This is a genomic window from Dyella sp. C11 (genome assembly GCF_003121485.1).
Classification (GTDB): domain Bacteria; phylum Pseudomonadota; class Gammaproteobacteria; order Xanthomonadales; family Rhodanobacteraceae; genus Dyella.
In genome coordinates this window covers 93,175-108,692 of the sequence record NZ_QAVX01000016.1, presented here as the reverse complement: position 1 = coordinate 108,692, position 15,518 = coordinate 93,175, and the positions used below count along the sequence as shown (strand labels likewise).

The window sequence follows — 15,518 nt, the reverse complement described above, 5'->3', positions numbered from 1 at the left end:
CCCGTATGGCAGCGGCGTGCGAGTGGAGGATCAGCCCGCAGGGTGGCTAGCATGGATGCGAGCCAGTTTGTCGTCAGGGCAGGAAGCCCTGTCGACAAACCCCGTAGCCCGCACGCGAACCTTCCGTCCAACGGACGGAAGGCGCGTCATCCGGGGTGCCCTTCTCTTTGGTTACTTTCTCTTGGGCAAGCAAGAGAAAGTGACCCGGCCTCCGGCAGGAGGTCGGAAGCCCGCGGCAGGCGAGCCAGGTTGCGGAGAGGCTTCAATCGAGCGACAAAGTCAAAAGCAAAGTCACTGGATTCCCGCCTTCGCGGGAATGACGGTGAGGGATAGAGACGTCATCGCGAGGATGACGGTGGGGGAAGGGGCGTCTTCGAGGATGGCGGTGCGGGATAGGAGCGTTATCGTGAGCACGCACCCCTCCCCCCCCTCTCCCCGGCGGGGAGAGGGAGAAAAAGCAGGGCGGTCGTTTCAACAGGCCACCTGCGCGCCACTCAACCCAACACCAAGCGACTCACCGCCCATCCAAAGCCTTGCGCCCAATCGCCGGATCATCCGTAAAAAACGCATCCACCCCCGCATCCAGATACGCCCGGATCTCCGCGATCGAACCCGCTTCGTTGAACGTCTTCGGGTCGCTCCCCTTCCAGAAATTCTTCGCCTGGAAGAAGTTCTCCGGCCGGAACGTATAAGGGTGAAGTTCCAGCTTCGCCGCGTGCGCGTCATGCGCCAGTGCGGTGGGTTTGCCCAGCGTGCCATCCGCCGCCAGCGGAATGATCGAACGAATGCTCGGCCCGATCGCATCCGCATACGTGGCAATGTCCCGCAAACCGGCAGGCGTCATCATCTGCGCGAAAGTGAGTTTCTTGCCGGCAGCAACGGTGTCGTAAGGCTCTTCGTTCGCATCACCGAGCAACTGCAGCAGGCGGATGTTCGGGTGATCCTTGCCAAGCTTGCCGCGCAGATACCGCAGGTTGGCGATCTCGAACGACTGGATTTCCACCGGCGCCGTGCGCGTATACGCATGCGCGGCAAGAATGGCGAGCACGCGGTCTTCCATCGGCAGGCCGGCCTTCTGGAAATACGTGCCGTGCTTGATCTCGGGAATGATGCCGATCACGCGACCCTGCGTGGCCGATTCGGTCGCCACGAAATCGATGATTTCGTCCAGCGTGGGAATCTGGAACTGGCCGTCGTATTGCGTGCTGCGGTACTGCGGCAAACGTTCGCGCGCCCGCAACGTCTTCAATTCGTCCAGCGTGAAATCTTCGGTGAACCAGCCGGTGACTTTTTCGCCGTCGACGGTCTTGGTGGTTTTGCGCGACGCGAACTCGGGATGCCGGGCCACGTCGGTAGTACCGCTGATCTCGTTCTCGTGGCGCGCCACCGGCACGCCATCGCGCGTCATCACCAGGTCCGGCTCGATAAAGTCCGCGCCATCGGCGATGGCTTTCCCGTAGGACGCCAGCGTGTGTTCCGGCCGCAGCGCGCTCGCACCGCGATGACCGATCACCAGCACCTTTTTCGCCAGCGGCGCTTCGTTAGCGTGAATGTCGGCAGTCATGACCAGTGCGCCCGCCATCAGGATGATCCAGCATAAACGACCCACGACGACTCCTTTGCGTTTGCCCGACGCGTCGTTGCGACGCGATGATCCGCGCATCGTGACGGCAACGCATGTCGTTTCATTGACATCGCGCCATGGTGGCCGCAACGGCGATGCCAGCCAAGGGACGCCGTGATGTGCAGCCGAGGTTGCCCTCCCCCGCACGGCCAAGCCGTGGTGCTAGCCTGCCGCCATGCGCTGGCGTGTCCTCATGGCGGTATCCCTTGCGTGGCTTGCCATTGCCGCGACGGCGAAGGACGCGCCCACCGGCATGCTGGACGGGGTGACGTTTACCCAGGTCAGCCCGCTCTCGGGCAGTGCCGAACTTGCACGACGCCTGGTCACGCCGCTGAATGCGCGACGCCTGCAGCAGCAGGCATCGGCCCATGGCGTCGCCCTTGCCGATCAACCCGTCGATCCGTCGCGCGAACATTTTGTGCTTTACGTACCTGCGAATGCGCCGCCCGGAGGCTATGCGCTGCTGGTGTTCGTGCCGCCGTGGAACGACGCCAGACTGCCACCGGGCTGGGCGCCGGTGCTCGATCGCCACGGCATGATCCTCGTCACGGCGGCAGGCATCGGCAACGACGCCAACGTGCTGGATCGTCGCGATCCGGTATCGCTGCTGGGCGCGATCAATGTGATGGCGCGTTACCCCGTGAATCCGCAACGTGTGTATATCGGCGGCTTTTCCGGCGGGTCGCGCGTGGCATTGCGGCTCGCACTGGGCTACGCGGACCTGTTCCGCGGTGCGTTGCTCGATGCGGGCAGCGACACCATCGGCGACACGATTCCGCTGCCGCCCTCGGCATTGCTGCAGGCGTTCCAGGCTGGCACGCGCCTGGTCTATCTGACGGGTGCCGACGACCCGGCGCGCCAGGATGCCGATCGACGCAGCCTGCAATCGCTGCGCGACTGGTGCATCGAGGATGTGGATCGTCGCGCCATGCCTCGCACAGGCCACGATCTGGCGGACCCGGCATCGCTGGATCGCGCACTGACGTCGCTGGAAACGCACCATGCGCCCGATGCCGCCAGGCTGGCCGCATGCCGCGCACATGTGGTCGATGCGATGAACCAGCAACTGGACGAGGCCGATGCCGCGCTCAAGACGGGGCACGCGGACCAAGCACGGACTTTGCTCGAATCCATCGACCACCGTTACGGCGGCCTGGCCGCACCACGAAGCATGGCACTGGCGGCGCAGCTGGAACAGGCTGCGCCGCCGTCGCCTTAGCTGAGGGTGGTGGCGTCCACGCGCCCCGCGCGCACCGCTTTCACCAGCGCTTCGTGGTCACGCTCGTTCTGGTCGGCATACGCCACGGAGAACGAGGTGATGGCATCGGCAAAAGCATCGCTCTTGCCGAGATAGGCCGACAGCAATACGGCATCACCCGATCGCACGTGCGCCCGGGCAAGCGCACGCGCGCACAGCCGGCCGTAGCGACGCAGGTTGGGCACGCGCATCACCTCAACCTGTGGCGAAATCTTGGCGTCGCGCAACTGGCGCACATAGAAGTGACGCTTCGGCCCCTGCGTCCAGCCCAGGAACATGTCGCTGGCTGACTGCATCAGGCGCTGACCGATCACTACGCGCTGGCCGTTGTGCTTGTAAGGATTGCGCCCGATGAAGGGATCGATCACCGATTGGCGCGCTTCCTTGAACTGGAGAAAGAGCGGATCGCCATTGCCCGACACCATCAGCAGGATGCCGCAATACGTGCCCACGCTGCCCACGCCCACCACCTTCACCGCCGCGTCCACGATGTCGAAGCGATCGAGCAGCACGCGCCGTTCGGGTGACAGGGATTCGCGGTAGTCGTCAAACGACTTCTGGCGCTCCGCCAGCGGCACGCGACTGAGGATGTCCTCGTCGTGATAAATCAGCGGCGGTTCGTCCTGGATGCGCGGTGGCGAACCGCCGGCCACCGTGAGCTTGATGAATTCCTTCGTGTGCGCGGTGTGCTCCACGGCCTTGCGCACGGTCTTGGTGGCAAGTTTCTTCATCTCCTCGTCGCGCATGCGATCGATGACGTCCTGCAGGTCGATGTGGTCGTACCACGCCTCCAGCAGCGGCATGTCGGCGTACTGCGCCACGTGCATCCGGTAAGCATCGGCAGCCTCCCAGGCGATGTCCTTGGCGTCGTCGCTGCTGAAGCCGTTGGCGCGCGATGCCACCACCAGGCTTGCGCACAGGCGCTTGAGATCCCATTCCCAGGGCCCGATGGTGGTTTCGTCGAAATCGTTGATGTCGAACACTAGGCTGCGTTCGGGCGTGGCGAAACCGCCGAAATTCACCAGATGGCAATCGCCGCAGCTCTGCAGGTGGATGCCCGTGCTCGCCGTGGTGGCGAGATCGCCCGCCATGATGGCCGCCGCGCCACGGTAGAACGCGAAGGGCGAAGCCATCATGCGGCCGTAGCGGATCGGCAGCAGCGTTTCCACACGCCCCTTGGACGTCTCGATCAGCACCTCGACGGGATCGAAACGGTTCTTCGGTGCCTTCCATCCGCCAAGGTTCTTGCGTGGCACCTTGTCGCGAATCTCTTTCGCCAGTGCCTGGCGATCCGCGAGGCTCTTCAGCAGCGTAGCCTGCGTGAGCGGCCCTTCCTGATGCGTGGCATGGGCGTGGCCGACCACCTTGTCGGTCTTGGAAGGCTTGCGGGTGACCTTGGGGGTGCGATCTTCAACCATCGTCGTCGGCATGGGTTCCACCTCGGGGGCATGGCATGACTTGGCGTGAGCGCTTCAGTTGACGCCCGCCGCCCCCAAAGTGGAATAGAAAAACTACCTAACGTGCCGGAGGGGCCCGCGCCTGACCCGGTTCAGTCGGTGAGCGTTTCGTGGCTCGCCACTTCACCTTGCTTCCAGTAGCTGGACGTCTTGATGCGCTGCCGGTCCAGGCCGTGAACATCAATCAAGCGCTGGCGGACCTGGCGAATGCGGGCGTATTCGCCGGCGGCCCAGACAATCCCTTCGCCCTCAGGCAGCGACAGGCTGGCGACGGCTTCCGGCAAACCTGCATCCCCGGCCTGCCGGCACAACCAGGTGATGCTGGCCTGCGCACTCGTGGCAATCTCGACCCTGGCATCGGCGCTCTCCACCTCGATCAACGCGATGATGCGTTCACCCGCTGCCGCCTCTTCCAGCCGGCGTGCCATGGCGGGCAGCGCGGTTTCGTCACCTGCGAGCAGGTACCAGTCCAAGCCTTCGGGAAGGATCGCCGAACCGCGCGGGCCGCCCTGTCCCAGCACATCGCCCACGCGAGCGGCACGCGCCCACGACACCGCCGGACCTTCGCCATGCAGCACGAATTCGATGTCCAGCTCATTGGCTTCGGGGCGATAGCTGCGCGGGGTGTAGTCGCGGCTGGCAGGACGCGGGCGCTCAGGATCGAAGGCGATGCCCTGCTCGGTCACCGTGGGCAGCGAGGGGCGCGCCTCGCCATCGACTGGGAAGAAAAGCTTCACGTGGTCGTCGAACGAGGCGGAGACGAAATCCGCCAGGTCGCCGGTAAAGGTGACGCGGAGCAGGCGCGGCGAGACCTGCGCCAGGCGCTTCACGGTCAATTCGCGCATTTTCAGGGGATGCCGGACGCGCCGGACTTCAAGGGAAACGGGGGACATGGGGGAACCTCGCTGGCAGCGGCCGTGCCGCACCGGTATACTGGATGAAACTCATAGTGAGCCTGCTCAATACTTTTCCATGACCAGCAGCCGCAAGTCAACCACCATCGAACTGGCCGACGCTTTCCTCGCCCTGCATCACCTGGTGCGCAAGCGCGTGGATGCCGCCATGACGGCCGCCGGCCTGTCGCTGTCCCAATCGAAGCTGCTGGCGCTGGTCGCGCGGCTGGCGCCCTGCCGGCCCAGCGACATCGCCACGCACATGGGTTACGCGCCACGCACGGTGACCACCGCGCTGGATGCCCTGGAGGAGAACGGCTGGATCGCGCGCACGCCGCACCCGACGGATCGCCGCGCGCAGCTGGTCAGCATCACGCCGCAGGGCCAGACCAAGCTCGATGAGGTGCAAGGCCCCAAACGCCAGGCGGTAGAGCAGCTGTTTGGCGTGCTGAGCGCGGAGGAACAGAAGCAGCTGCGTGAGTTGATGGATCGCGTGCGCGATCGGGCCGACGATTGAGCACTCGCATCAGTTGAGCGGCGCCGACATCACCAGCCGTTCCACGGGGTAGCCCCGCAGCGACGCCCGATGACGCAAGGCCTCGAACTGTGCGCGCTGCATCTCCGCATCGCGCGACAGCACCCACAGGTAACGCCGACTCGGACTGCCCACGACCGCCCAGCGATAGTCGGGGTCTACATCGAGCACCCAGTAGTCCGCCCATACCCACGGTAACCAGCTCAGCCACGCGGGCGCAAAACGCACCTGTAGCGCGCCCGCCTTTTCGGTCGTACGCGCCACGCCATCGGCGGCATCGTGTCCGCCCTCCTGCGTACGACATGCGTTGTGTACGTGCACCTGCCCATCGGGCATCGCGGTGTACGTCGCTGTGATGCTGTCCACGCACTGACGCTGGAAGAACATCGGCAGGTGGGCTATCTCATGCCATTCGCCAAGATAGCGCTTCAGATCGAGCTGTTTCACCGGTTCGTTGGGCAGCGTTTCCTGCGCGTGCGCCACAGGCATGGCCACGGCCAACCCCATCGCCAACCAGCTTGCCTTGCCTCGTCGCATGCAGCACTCCGCGTATCGATGCCGTTCGCGTGCCAGTGTGACCGACGCAGGTCACGGGCATGAAAAAAGAGGGTGACGGATTCGTCACCCTCCGGATACCACTACGGCAGAAATACCGTGAGGCGATTACGCGGCCTGATCCTGGATATGCGGCACCGACGGCGCGGCGACGTCGCCGATCTCGATGCGGCGCAACTTGTACGCTTCGGGAATTTCGCGCTTGAGGTCGATCACCAGCAAACCGTTTTCCATGCGCGCACCCGTCACCTGCACGTGCTCGGCCAGTTCGAAGCGGCGGCTGAAGGGGCGGTTGGCAATACCACGGTGCAGCACTTCGCCTTCCTGCTCACCCTTGCGCTCACCGGTGACGGTAAGCATGTTCGCCTGCACGGTGATGTTGACGTCCTCGCGGCTGAAGCCCGCCACCGCCATGGTGATGCGGTACTTGTCTTCGCTCAGCTTCACGGAGTCGAACGGAGGCCAGTTGTCGGTGGGCTGCGTGCGTGCGGCGGCGTCAAGCAGGTCGAACACGCGGTCGAAGCCGATGCTGGAACGATGCAGCGGCGAAAAATCCAGAACAGTACGCATAACCATATTCTCCAAAGAGCAATAGATAGACGCCGCGCGACGCGCTGGCGCACCGGCCCCGAAGCGACCGGTCCGGCAAAGGTGTGGCTCGCGACAGGCGATTCAAGGCGCGACCTTCATCGTTCGTTTAGACGTCCATATCGACAGCATGGCACCTTGAAACGGAACGGATTGCCCCAAGGCACATCCGGCCGGGGGGGGAGAAAGTGGCACCGACCTGTCCAGGCCATCCTTTCGTCTTGGGAAAGGAAGCTATGCCGGCCACGCCCATTCTTTCGTCACGCACGCACCGGTACCTTGGCGCCACTCACCGGAGAGCGCCCATGACTCGTCGCAAGCCCCCGATCGCCACGCTGCTCGTCGCTGCCCTTGCCGCCTCGCCTTTTATTGCCGCGAACGCGGCAGACGCCGCACTGGTCAAGCCCGGCACCCTGATCGTGGACCACAGCCTGCCCAAGGCTGTCGCCAGCGCCAACCAGCTTGCGGCACAGCGCTACGACACCTTCTGGAACACCGGTGACGAATCGCTGGCGAAGGCCGCGCTGTCGCCCGAGTTCATCGACCGCACGCCACCACCCGGCCGCGCGCAGGGTCCGGAAGGCCCGTTGCAGGCCTCCAGGACCTTCCGCCAGGCCGTGCCCGACCTGACCTGCGACGTGCAACAGATGCTCGTCGTCGGTGACCGCGTGGTATCGCACCTGCACTTTGCCGGCCACTTCACCGGAAGTTTCAACGGTGTGCAGGGCAAGGGCCAGGCCATCGATTTCATCGCCACCGATATCTATCGGGTCACCGACGGAAAGATTGTCGAGAACTGGCACCTGGAAGACAACCTCACGCTGCTCAAGCAGCTGGGCGCCATCAAGAACTGACGGAGAGAAGAAGCACATGACGTCTTTCAGCCAGCAATCCGTGCTCGTGGTGGGCGGCAGTTCGGGCATTGGCGAAGCCACGGCTCGAGCATTTGCCGACGCCGGCGCCAAGGTCACCATCGCATCGCGCAATGCCGAGCGCCTCGACGCCGCCGCGCGCAACATCGGTGGCAATGTGCGCACCGCCGTGCTCGACACCACCAACGAAGCCGCCGTGGACACGTATTTCGCGAGTGCGGAAACCTTCGATCACGTGGTGATCTCCGCGGCAAAGACCCCGGGCGGCCCGATTCGCGCACTGGCGCTGCACGACGCGCGTGCGGCGATGGAAAGCAAGTTCTGGGGTGCTTATCGCGTCGCGCGGGTGGCGAAGATTCGCGATGGAGGATCACTCACCTTCGTCTCCGGCTTTCTCAGCGTGCGCCCCTCCGCCAGTTCGGTGCTCCAGGGCGCAATCAATGCCGCGCTCGAAGCGCTGGCGCGTGGCCTCGCGCTGGAATTCGCTCCGGTACGCGTCAACACCGTATCGCCCGGCCTTATCGAAACACCGCTGTGGTCGGGCATGAAGGAAGAAGCGCGCGAGAACATGTTCCGCGCTGCCGCCGAACGTCTTCCCGCACGCCGAATGGGCGCGCCCGAAGACGTTGCCAATGCCATTCTCTATCTGGCCGGCACGCCGTTTGCGACGGGATCGACCGTACTCATCGACGGTGGCGGTGCCATCGCCTGATGGCGCGCGTCAAGGCGGATCGGTGTCGTAGCGCGTGACGTCATCGGGCAGCGTTACCCAGGTATGCCGACGGCATTCGTAGACCGAATCCTGGGGTGGCGGAAACGCGGGGTCGGCGAATGCGCCGACTGCCACTGAAACGCGGCCGTCCACGCCTTCTTCCGTGTGGAACACCGTGCTGCCGCAGACAGGGCAGAAACGAAAGCGAAATGACGACCCGTGATCGCCGGTGCGTACGAATTCCGTCGCCTCGCCCGTGACCTTGAAGGGGGCGCCGTAGCCCGCCAGCGCGGCGAACACGCTGCCGGTGCGTTGCTGGCAAGCCAGGCAGTGGCACACACCCACGCCCAGCGGTTCGCCCTGCACTTCAATCCGCAACTGTCCGCAGTAACAGGAAGCCGTTCTGCTGGCCATGCCACGCTCCGTCAGTTGTCCACCAGTTGGCGCACGCGCTCCGCATCGTCCGGCGTCGCAGGACTGTAGACCACCATGCTGAGTCCGGGTGCGTCATCGACGGCGAACACGGAATAATCGAGCGCGATGGCACCCACGCGCGGATGGCGCATGTGCTTGGTGCCCTCGCCTTGTCGACGCACATCGTGATCGCACCACATGGCGGCGAACTCGTCACTCAGTTCGCACATCTCGGCGACAAACGCTTCGACGTCTTTCGATGCACCCACGCGCGCCATCTCCGCGCGAAACGTGGCCACCATGGCGCGTGCATCGCTTTCCCATTCAGTCATGCGTTCACGGATGGCCGGATCGCCGAAGATCAGCCGCAGCGAATTGCGGCGCTCGGGAGGCAACGCGGCGTAGTCGCCGAGCACCTTCGTCGCGGCGTGGTTCCAACCCACGATATCCCAACGCACCGTGCGTACGAAGGCGGGGCTGTACGTCATCGCATCCAGTACACGCTGCAACCGCGGCGTCACGCCGCCCGGCGTGAGATAGCGCACTTCCGGAGGACGATGCTGCGCCAGCAGGAACAGGTGTTCGCGCTCCACGGCGCTGAGTTCCAGCGCACGCGCCAGACGCTCAAGTACATCGGCAGACGGCGAACCGCCGCGCCCCTGTTCCAGCCAGGTGTACCAGGTGGCGCTGACGTTGGCGCGCTGCGCCACTTCTTCACGTCGCAGGCCCGGCGTGCGACGTCGCGACGGACTGAAACCGTACGTCGCCGGATCAAGACGCGCGCGACGATCCTTGAGGAAGATCCCCAACGGGTTGTCGCTGCTTGCCATGCTCAGCCTGTCAGTCGCCATACCGGTATAACGTCACGGCTTCATCGCCAGTGCGCCCTGCGTCGATCATCAGGTTCGGTTGATTCACTCAGGAACTTTATCATGCGTGTCTTTGTTACCGGCGCCACGGGCTTCGTGGGCTCCGCCATCGTCCAGGACCTGCTGAAGGCGGGACACCAGGTGCTTGGCCTCGTACGCTCCGATGCGTCCGCCCAGGCACTCGCTGCCACCGGCGCCGAGGTGCATCGCGGTTCGCTGGAAGATCTCGACAGCCTGCAACGCGGTGCATCACAAGCCGATGGTGTGATCCACACCGCCTTCATCCACGACTTCGCGAACTTCGAGGCCAGCTGCGCGGTGGAGCAGCGTGTTATCGGCGCGCTGGGCGACGCGCTGGCAGGCACGGATCGTCCGCTGCTCGTCACGTCGGGCACCGGCCTGCTGGCTTCCGGTCGCCTTGCGACGGAAGACGACGCCAATGCCTCCAGTTTTCCGCGCGTGGTGTCCGAACGGGAAACCGAAGCGCTGGCCGCGCGCGGCGTGCGCGCTTCCATCGTGCGCCTGCCGCCCACCGTGCACGGCAAAGGGGATCATGGCTTTGTGCCCATGCTGATCCAGCTGGCGCGCGAGAAAGGCGTGTCTGCCTACATTGGCAGCGGCAGCAATCACTGGCCGGCCGTGCACCGGCTGGATGCGGCGCATCTTTATCGCCTGGCGATCGAGAAAGGTGTCGGCGGTGTGCGCTATCACGCCGTCGCCGAGGAAGGCGTGAGCTTCCGCGACATCGCCACCGCCATCGGCCGTCACCTGAGTCTCCCCGTCGTCAGCAAGACGCCCGAGGAAGCCGCCGGGCATTTTGGCTGGCTGGCCCATTTCACGCAGATGGACAACCTTGCCTCCAGCCGCAAGACGCGTGAACAACTGGCGTGGCAACCGGACCACGCCACGCTGCTGGCCGACCTCGACGAAGGGCACTACTTCAGCGCATGACCGCGTAGCGCCATGCCGCCATGCGGCGTGGCGCCTTGCTCAGCGCTTGATGGCGAGCACGCCGTCCAGCGCAAGCTCCGCCTTGAAGCCCGCCTTTTCCAGTCGCCTGGCCACTTCGCGTGGCACATCGCGATCACTGGTGAGCTTGTTGGGGCTGCCGGTGTAGTGGAACAAACGGCCACCACGCCGCAGCACGCGTGCGAGATGGTCGTAGAACACCTGCGAATAGAGCTCGCCGGCAATGCCGAAACGCGGCGGATCGTGCAGCGCCGCGTCCATCGACGCGTCGCCGATCTGTGCGATCGCTTCCGATACGTCGGCATGCGTCAGTTGCAGACGACCACCACTGGACGGTGCCTCCGGATCGGGCGACCACGCATTGAGCGTGCGCAGCCATAGCACGTCGGCGTTCTTTTCGAACGAATGGATGCGTTCGACGCCGGCCTCCAGACAACACGCGGCGAAATAACCCAGGCCACCGCAGGTATCGAGCACCACCTTGCCGCGCGGCTCGATGAGCGCCACCTTGCGGCGCGCGTCTTCGAAAGGCGACTCCTTCGACGTGGGCAGCATCTTGATGCCGTCGATCTCGAATGTGGGCGCGCCCCATTCCGTGGGCACCAGCTTGATCAACGACTGCGAAAACGTGGATACCGAGGAGAAATCCTCGCCATCCCAATAGTAGATCGTGCGGTCCTTCAGTCGCGAAGGGTACGGATATCGCTGCGACTGAAACTGCCAGTGATCGGCGGACAACGAGATGCTTCCGGTGGAGCGCTCCAGGTCCAGCGAGCCCGACCATTCGGTGCGACCGGCATCACGCGCGGCGATCAACGCTTCGCCCAGGGCGCGCGTCAGCAGGGGACCGGAATAATGCGACACAGCGGGAAACCTCCAGAAAGCAGCGCGTGCATTCTAAGGCCTGTCTGCGTCGTTGGCCTCACGCGCGGCGGTTTCTAGGCGTGCATGCCGATGAATACGTAGAACGGGACGTGCGGTGGTACGAAGAACTGCGTGCCCGATATATGGCGGTCGAAACATGTGGCCATGTCGGAATCGCCGTCGCGCCAGGTGCGCACCGCCACGCCCGCCTCATCCAGTTGCGCGACGATGACGAAGGTTACCTGGGCCCCACCCACCGGATGGTTCGGCTTGCATGCCACCACGGCGTTCAACACGGCCTGGCTCTCGGCATCGTGCAAGTTTTTTGCATCCTGGCCTTGCAACGACAACTCGTCGCTTTTCGCGGTGGTGTACGCCTGCTCGAACCCTGGCGTACTGGCGCTGGCGTTTGCGACAAGTAACAGCAAGCCTGCGAGGAAAACGAACGATCCATGCTTCATCACGTCATCTCCGTAAGGAACATGTTGTACGAATCACCGCCAGCGTCACTGCGATGGCTGGCCTGCCGAGTGCACTTGCTCAGGAACATCCGGCGCATCCGGCGGCATGCCATCACCGGAGCCCGGCGCGGGCATCACGGCAATGCCTGGCGCGAACAGGCCGGCCTTCTTCGATTGGCGCGCGGAAAACGCGATCCACTTGCCGTCCGGCGACCAGGTGGGATGCTGCGCGTTGAGCGCATAAGGCGTCAGGCGCCGGACGTTCTTTCCGTCGACATCGGCCACGAATACCGCATACATCTCCGGTTTGGCACTGGCTCGATTGCTCTCGAACAGGACACGCCTGCCGTCGGGCGACCATGTCGGCGCGCGGCCTTCACCCGCTTTCGATTCCAGCGGATGCGCGTCGCCGCTGGCGGAGATCAGCCAGATCTGGTTCTTCGTCTGATCGTACTTTTGCCCCGCGTTGGCTTGCGCCGCCACCACGATCCAGCGGCCATCCGGCGATGCGCTGGCCATGCCGGTGAACAAGGCTGGCCTGATCGACAGGGGCGTGGCCGTGCCTGAAGCCAGATCGAGCTTGCGCAGCGACTGATCGTCGCCGCTCATCTCCAGCAGCGCTTTCCCATCCGGATACCAGGACGGATAGAACGAGTTCATGGCATCCGACGTCGGAATCGCCAGATGCGCATGCGTGCCGTCGTCATTCATCACCCACGTATGGCCCGTGCCGTCGAGATGCATGCCGGTGAAGGCAATGGCATGGGCATGCGACCAGCGCGTGCGCGTCTGCGCCACGGGTATCTCGTCCTTGGCGAACGGCTGCGGCGTGCCGCCATCGATGCCCACGACATACGTTTCCCAGCGTCCGCCGAACAATCCGCGTCGATCGAAAATAAGCCGCTGGCTATCGGGGGAAAACTGCGGTCCGTAATCCACGCCTTCCGGGTCCACGGCCACGAAGCGAATCGCTGCGGTGCCTGGCGACTGCGCATGTACGCAGCCGAACATCATCGCGAGGGGGAGCATGGCCCGACGCAATCCCTTCGGGGTTTTCGACATGCGCATGGGATCTCCTTCTCAACCGCGGCAGCACGCCGACGAAGCAATGCCATCGATCGATGGCCGATCACTTGAAGCATGCGCGCCGCGGCTGACAACGGGTATCCACCGTCTGGCCGAAGCGCGCATCGCTGGTACCTGCAGGCTACTGCTTACTTCTTCGCCGCGATGATTTCGCTGAGATAGTCCGGCGCGCCTTCCACGCGCACCAGGTGTGGATACTGCAGGCCGCCGTGGTAGTCGATGGAGACCTGGCGGAAGCCGCCCTGGTATTTCATCAGCAACTGGATCGGTGCCTTGCCGGTCTTGGCGGCAGCAATGGCGTCCGTCAGCACGTCCTTGGAATAGTCCTGTCCATTCACCGCCACCAGCTCCGCACCCGTGGTAACGCCGGCCTTGAAGGCGGGACCGTTCCAGCGCACGTCATTCACGGCTCCCTTGTCGTTCATGGTCAGGCCGATGGACCAGGTGAAGTTGTACAGGTGACGCGACGGCTGCGTGCGGCTGTTGTACTGCTGCTCGAAGTCGCTCGGCTTGTCGGTGTAGACCAGCTTCCAGCCGGTGCCGGCAATGCCGTTTTCCAGCGGCGGATTCAGCGCGTCGACGTGCGCGTGCAGGAACGCGGCCCAATCGTAAGGCGCTACGCCATTGAGCGTGGAAACAACCTCGTCGAAGTTGTACGTCCGGGTGACGTAGCTGCCGTTGTCCATGCCGAAGAATGCATGCGCGAAATCATCCAGCGACTTCGAATCGTGCGTGAGCGAACGCAGCTTGGCATCCACTTCCAGCCACATCATCTGGCCGGCGCTGTAGTACTCCTCGCTCATCTGCCAGCTGCGGTACGGCAGGCTGGAACGGCGCGCAATGGTGGCATCGTTGGTGGTGTCTTCCATCGTGCGCCACTGGAAGCCCGGACGATTGAGGTCGTAATTCGCTGCCGTCATGGCCAGCGCGTCGCGGAACTGCTGTGGCGACCAGATGCCCGAGCGCGCCGTGAGCACGTAACCCCAGTACTGCGTCTGCCCTTCGTACACCCACAGCAGCGAGTCACCCATCGGCACGTTGAAGTTCGGCGTCCACAGATCATCCGGACGACGGAACTTGCCGTTCCACGAATGCACGTATTCGTGCGCCAGCAGGTCGCGGTCGGGTGCTGCATCGTTCCAGCCGGTGAAGTAGTCGGCGTCGAGGCCGTCCTCGCTGGACTGGTGATGTTCCGTGCCGTTGCCGCCCATCTGGTCGGACAGCGAGAACAGGAAGTCGTAGTGGTCGTAGTGATGCGAGCCGAACAGCTTTATCGCCTGCGTGACGAGTGCGCGATGCACCTTCAGCTGTTCGTCGTTCATCTCAAGGTACTTCGGCGCGTCGGCGACGATGTCCAGGTGCACCGGCGCATCGCCGCCCGGATTCAGATCCACGCGCTTGAAGTACTGGCCGGCGTAGACGGGCGAGTCGACCAGGTTGTTGAACGTCACCGGCTTGAAGGTGACGGTGTCGCCTGCCTGCCTGGCGGTTTCCAGCGCGGTGCCAAGCTGCCAGCCCTTGGGCAAGGTCATGCTCGGTGCAAAGGTGATGCCACGCGTGTAATAGCCCGCCGGATAGAGCGACACCTTGCTCCACTCCATGTCCATCATGCGGTCGGTGATGTCGAAGCCTTCGCTTTCGGTGCGGCCGGAGAGGTACTGGAAATCCACCTCCAGCGAGGTCACGCCCTGCGGCACGTCCACGTGGAAGGCGAACACGTTGTACTTGTCGCGCTTCCACGCCAGCGGCTTGCCGTTGGCGGCGATCTTCAGGCCGGCCAGCATGTTGATCGGACCGGTGGGCGAGTGATCGCCGGGAATCCACTGCGGATACAGCAGGGTCAACGCGCCGGCTTTCACGGGGATGGTTTCGTGCGCGCGGAAGATGCCCTGCGTGCTGTCGCTGGCGTCCACGTGCAAGGTCACGGTGCCGTCGTACTTCACGTCCTGTGGCGGCGGGACATCGTCGGTGCGCACCTGATCGGCACCGACGGCGACGCCGGCCCCCAGGGCAAGCGCAACGGCAATGGCGAGGCGCGAAAACTTGCGACCCGCCGTGCGCGGGAAGAGGACGGAAGACACACGCGACATGGACGGCTCCGACGAGCGAATGGATGACGCGGCAACTTAACCATGGACGCCGCGCAACACCAGCACCCAAGGGAGGCTCTGATCTATTCCACGTAGGCGGCATGACCCCCAGAGTGCGGGCAGCGTGCGAGGCGTGACGCAGCCCAGGCTGGCTGCCTGGGCAAGACGCGGATCGCACGCTGCCCGCACTTTGGGGATCACCCGGAGGGCCGTTTCTGCCAAGGCGCAGCTGTGCGCCGCTCCGATTCGACAGGCAACCAGCCTGCCTTCA

General features: G+C 64.3%; 16 protein-coding genes. 5 read left to right on the top strand and 11 right to left on the bottom strand.

Translation table 11 applies throughout. The features are described from left to right. Positions 1–514 precede the first annotated feature (514 nt). Positions 515–1,564, bottom strand: coding sequence for a glycerophosphodiester phosphodiesterase (locus tag DK366_RS15255; RefSeq protein WP_198651580.1), 1,050 nt, complete (start codon positions 1,562–1,564; stop codon positions 515–517). A 253-nt stretch (positions 1,565–1,817) separates the two neighbouring features. Here DK366_RS15255 and DK366_RS15250 point away from each other — a divergent pair, with 253 nt between their 5' ends. After that, on the top strand, positions 1,818–2,843 hold the full coding sequence (locus DK366_RS15250; protein ID WP_109126415.1) for a hypothetical protein: 1,026 nt from the start codon (positions 1,818–1,820) through the stop codon (positions 2,841–2,843). Here the strand turns inward: DK366_RS15250 and DK366_RS15245 are convergent. Continuing rightward, on the bottom strand, positions 2,840–4,312 hold the full coding sequence (locus tag DK366_RS15245) for a DUF2252 domain-containing protein (RefSeq protein ID WP_232821067.1): 1,473 nt from the start codon (positions 4,310–4,312) through the stop codon (positions 2,840–2,842). The two genes, DK366_RS15250 and DK366_RS15245, sit on opposite strands and share 4 nt — an antisense overlap. A 119-nt stretch (positions 4,313–4,431) precedes the next feature. Then, the gene (locus DK366_RS15240; protein WP_198651575.1) at positions 4,432–5,184 is read right to left on the bottom strand and encodes a siderophore-interacting protein; all 753 of its coding nucleotides are present in this window, start codon (positions 5,182–5,184) and stop codon (positions 4,432–4,434) included. A 127-nt stretch (positions 5,185–5,311) separates the two neighbouring features. Here DK366_RS15240 and DK366_RS15235 point away from each other — a divergent pair, with 127 nt between their 5' ends. Next, positions 5,312–5,749, top strand: coding sequence for a MarR family transcriptional regulator (locus DK366_RS15235; RefSeq protein ID WP_157956569.1), 438 nt, complete (start codon positions 5,312–5,314; stop codon positions 5,747–5,749). 9 nt (positions 5,750–5,758) lie between these two features. On the opposite strand, the gene DK366_RS15230 is transcribed toward DK366_RS15235, so the two are convergent. After that, positions 5,759–6,304, bottom strand: a complete 546-nt coding sequence (locus tag DK366_RS15230) for a lipocalin family protein (RefSeq protein WP_109126412.1) — start codon at positions 6,302–6,304, stop codon at positions 5,759–5,761. A gap of 126 nt (positions 6,305–6,430) precedes the next feature. Next, positions 6,431–6,892: an Hsp20 family protein gene (locus tag DK366_RS15225; RefSeq protein WP_109126411.1), complete on the bottom strand. Its 462-nt coding sequence runs from the start codon at positions 6,890–6,892 to the stop codon at positions 6,431–6,433. 323 nt (positions 6,893–7,215) lie between these two features. Between DK366_RS15225 and DK366_RS15220 the strand changes: the two genes are divergently transcribed. Both DK366_RS15220 and DK366_RS15215 read left to right on the top strand, forming a co-directional pair. Continuing rightward, on the top strand, positions 7,216–7,764 hold the full coding sequence (locus tag DK366_RS15220) for an ester cyclase (protein WP_109126410.1): 549 nt from the start codon (positions 7,216–7,218) through the stop codon (positions 7,762–7,764). Positions 7,765–7,780: 16 nt separating this feature from the next. Next, positions 7,781–8,494, top strand: a complete 714-nt coding sequence (locus DK366_RS15215) for an SDR family oxidoreductase (RefSeq protein ID WP_109126409.1) — start codon at positions 7,781–7,783, stop codon at positions 8,492–8,494. A gap of 9 nt (positions 8,495–8,503) precedes the next feature. Here DK366_RS15215 and DK366_RS15210 read toward each other — a convergent pair whose 3' ends face one another. Together DK366_RS15210 and DK366_RS15205 are read right to left on the bottom strand one after the other, a co-directional pair. Beyond that, positions 8,504–8,908: a GFA family protein gene (locus DK366_RS15210; protein WP_109126408.1), complete on the bottom strand. Its 405-nt coding sequence runs from the start codon at positions 8,906–8,908 to the stop codon at positions 8,504–8,506. An 11-nt stretch (positions 8,909–8,919) separates the two neighbouring features. Further along, positions 8,920–9,759, bottom strand: coding sequence for a helix-turn-helix transcriptional regulator (locus DK366_RS15205; protein ID WP_232821066.1), 840 nt, complete (start codon positions 9,757–9,759; stop codon positions 8,920–8,922). An 81-nt stretch (positions 9,760–9,840) separates the two neighbouring features. On the opposite strand from DK366_RS15205, the gene DK366_RS15200 reads away from it, so the two are divergent. After that, positions 9,841–10,728 carry an SDR family oxidoreductase gene (locus DK366_RS15200; RefSeq protein WP_109126406.1) on the top strand — a complete coding sequence of 296 codons (888 nt, stop codon included), beginning with the start codon at positions 9,841–9,843 and terminating at the stop codon, positions 10,726–10,728. Positions 10,729–10,767: 39 nt separating this feature from the next. On the opposite strand, the gene DK366_RS15195 is transcribed toward DK366_RS15200, so the two are convergent. The 4 genes from DK366_RS15195 to DK366_RS15180 form a co-directional block, all read right to left on the bottom strand. Beyond that, positions 10,768–11,610, bottom strand: a complete 843-nt coding sequence (locus tag DK366_RS15195) for an SAM-dependent methyltransferase (RefSeq protein ID WP_109126405.1) — start codon at positions 11,608–11,610, stop codon at positions 10,768–10,770. Between the two features lie 74 nt (positions 11,611–11,684). Further along, on the bottom strand, positions 11,685–12,071 hold the full coding sequence (locus DK366_RS15190) for a hypothetical protein (protein WP_109126404.1): 387 nt from the start codon (positions 12,069–12,071) through the stop codon (positions 11,685–11,687). 45 nt (positions 12,072–12,116) lie between these two features. Next, positions 12,117–13,133: a PD40 domain-containing protein gene (locus DK366_RS15185; protein WP_198651574.1), complete on the bottom strand. Its 1,017-nt coding sequence runs from the start codon at positions 13,131–13,133 to the stop codon at positions 12,117–12,119. 152 nt (positions 13,134–13,285) lie between these two features. Next, on the bottom strand, positions 13,286–15,247 hold the full coding sequence (locus DK366_RS15180) for a M61 family metallopeptidase (RefSeq protein ID WP_109126402.1): 1,962 nt from the start codon (positions 15,245–15,247) through the stop codon (positions 13,286–13,288). Positions 15,248–15,518 lie beyond the last annotated feature (271 nt).

Coding starts and splice junctions, on each gene's coding strand:
- DK366_RS15180 (WP_109126402.1), bottom strand. CDS start 15,247: ATGTCGCGTGTGTCTTCCGTCCTCTTCCCGCGCACGGCGGGTCGCAAG.
- DK366_RS15215 (WP_109126409.1), top strand. CDS start 7,781: ATGACGTCTTTCAGCCAGCAATCCGTGCTCGTGGTGGGCGGCAGTTCG.
- DK366_RS15255 (WP_198651580.1), bottom strand. CDS start 1,564: ATGACTGCCGACATTCACGCTAACGAAGCGCCGCTGGCGAAAAAGGTG.
- DK366_RS15185 (WP_198651574.1), bottom strand. CDS start 13,133: ATGTCGAAAACCCCGAAGGGATTGCGTCGGGCCATGCTCCCCCTCGCG.
- DK366_RS15230 (WP_109126412.1), bottom strand. CDS start 6,304: ATGCGACGAGGCAAGGCAAGCTGGTTGGCGATGGGGTTGGCCGTGGCC.
- DK366_RS15200 (WP_109126406.1), top strand. CDS start 9,841: ATGCGTGTCTTTGTTACCGGCGCCACGGGCTTCGTGGGCTCCGCCATC.
- DK366_RS15190 (WP_109126404.1), bottom strand. CDS start 12,071: ATGAAGCATGGATCGTTCGTTTTCCTCGCAGGCTTGCTGTTACTTGTC.
- DK366_RS15235 (WP_157956569.1), top strand. CDS start 5,312: ATGACCAGCAGCCGCAAGTCAACCACCATCGAACTGGCCGACGCTTTC.
- DK366_RS15240 (WP_198651575.1), bottom strand. CDS start 5,184: ATGCGCGAATTGACCGTGAAGCGCCTGGCGCAGGTCTCGCCGCGCCTG.
- DK366_RS15225 (WP_109126411.1), bottom strand. CDS start 6,892: ATGCGTACTGTTCTGGATTTTTCGCCGCTGCATCGTTCCAGCATCGGC.
- DK366_RS15205 (WP_232821066.1), bottom strand. CDS start 9,759: ATGGCGACTGACAGGCTGAGCATGGCAAGCAGCGACAACCCGTTGGGG.
- DK366_RS15220 (WP_109126410.1), top strand. CDS start 7,216: ATGACTCGTCGCAAGCCCCCGATCGCCACGCTGCTCGTCGCTGCCCTT.
- DK366_RS15250 (WP_109126415.1), top strand. CDS start 1,818: ATGGCGGTATCCCTTGCGTGGCTTGCCATTGCCGCGACGGCGAAGGAC.
- DK366_RS15210 (WP_109126408.1), bottom strand. CDS start 8,908: ATGGCCAGCAGAACGGCTTCCTGTTACTGCGGACAGTTGCGGATTGAA.
- DK366_RS15245 (WP_232821067.1), bottom strand. CDS start 4,312: ATGCCGACGACGATGGTTGAAGATCGCACCCCCAAGGTCACCCGCAAG.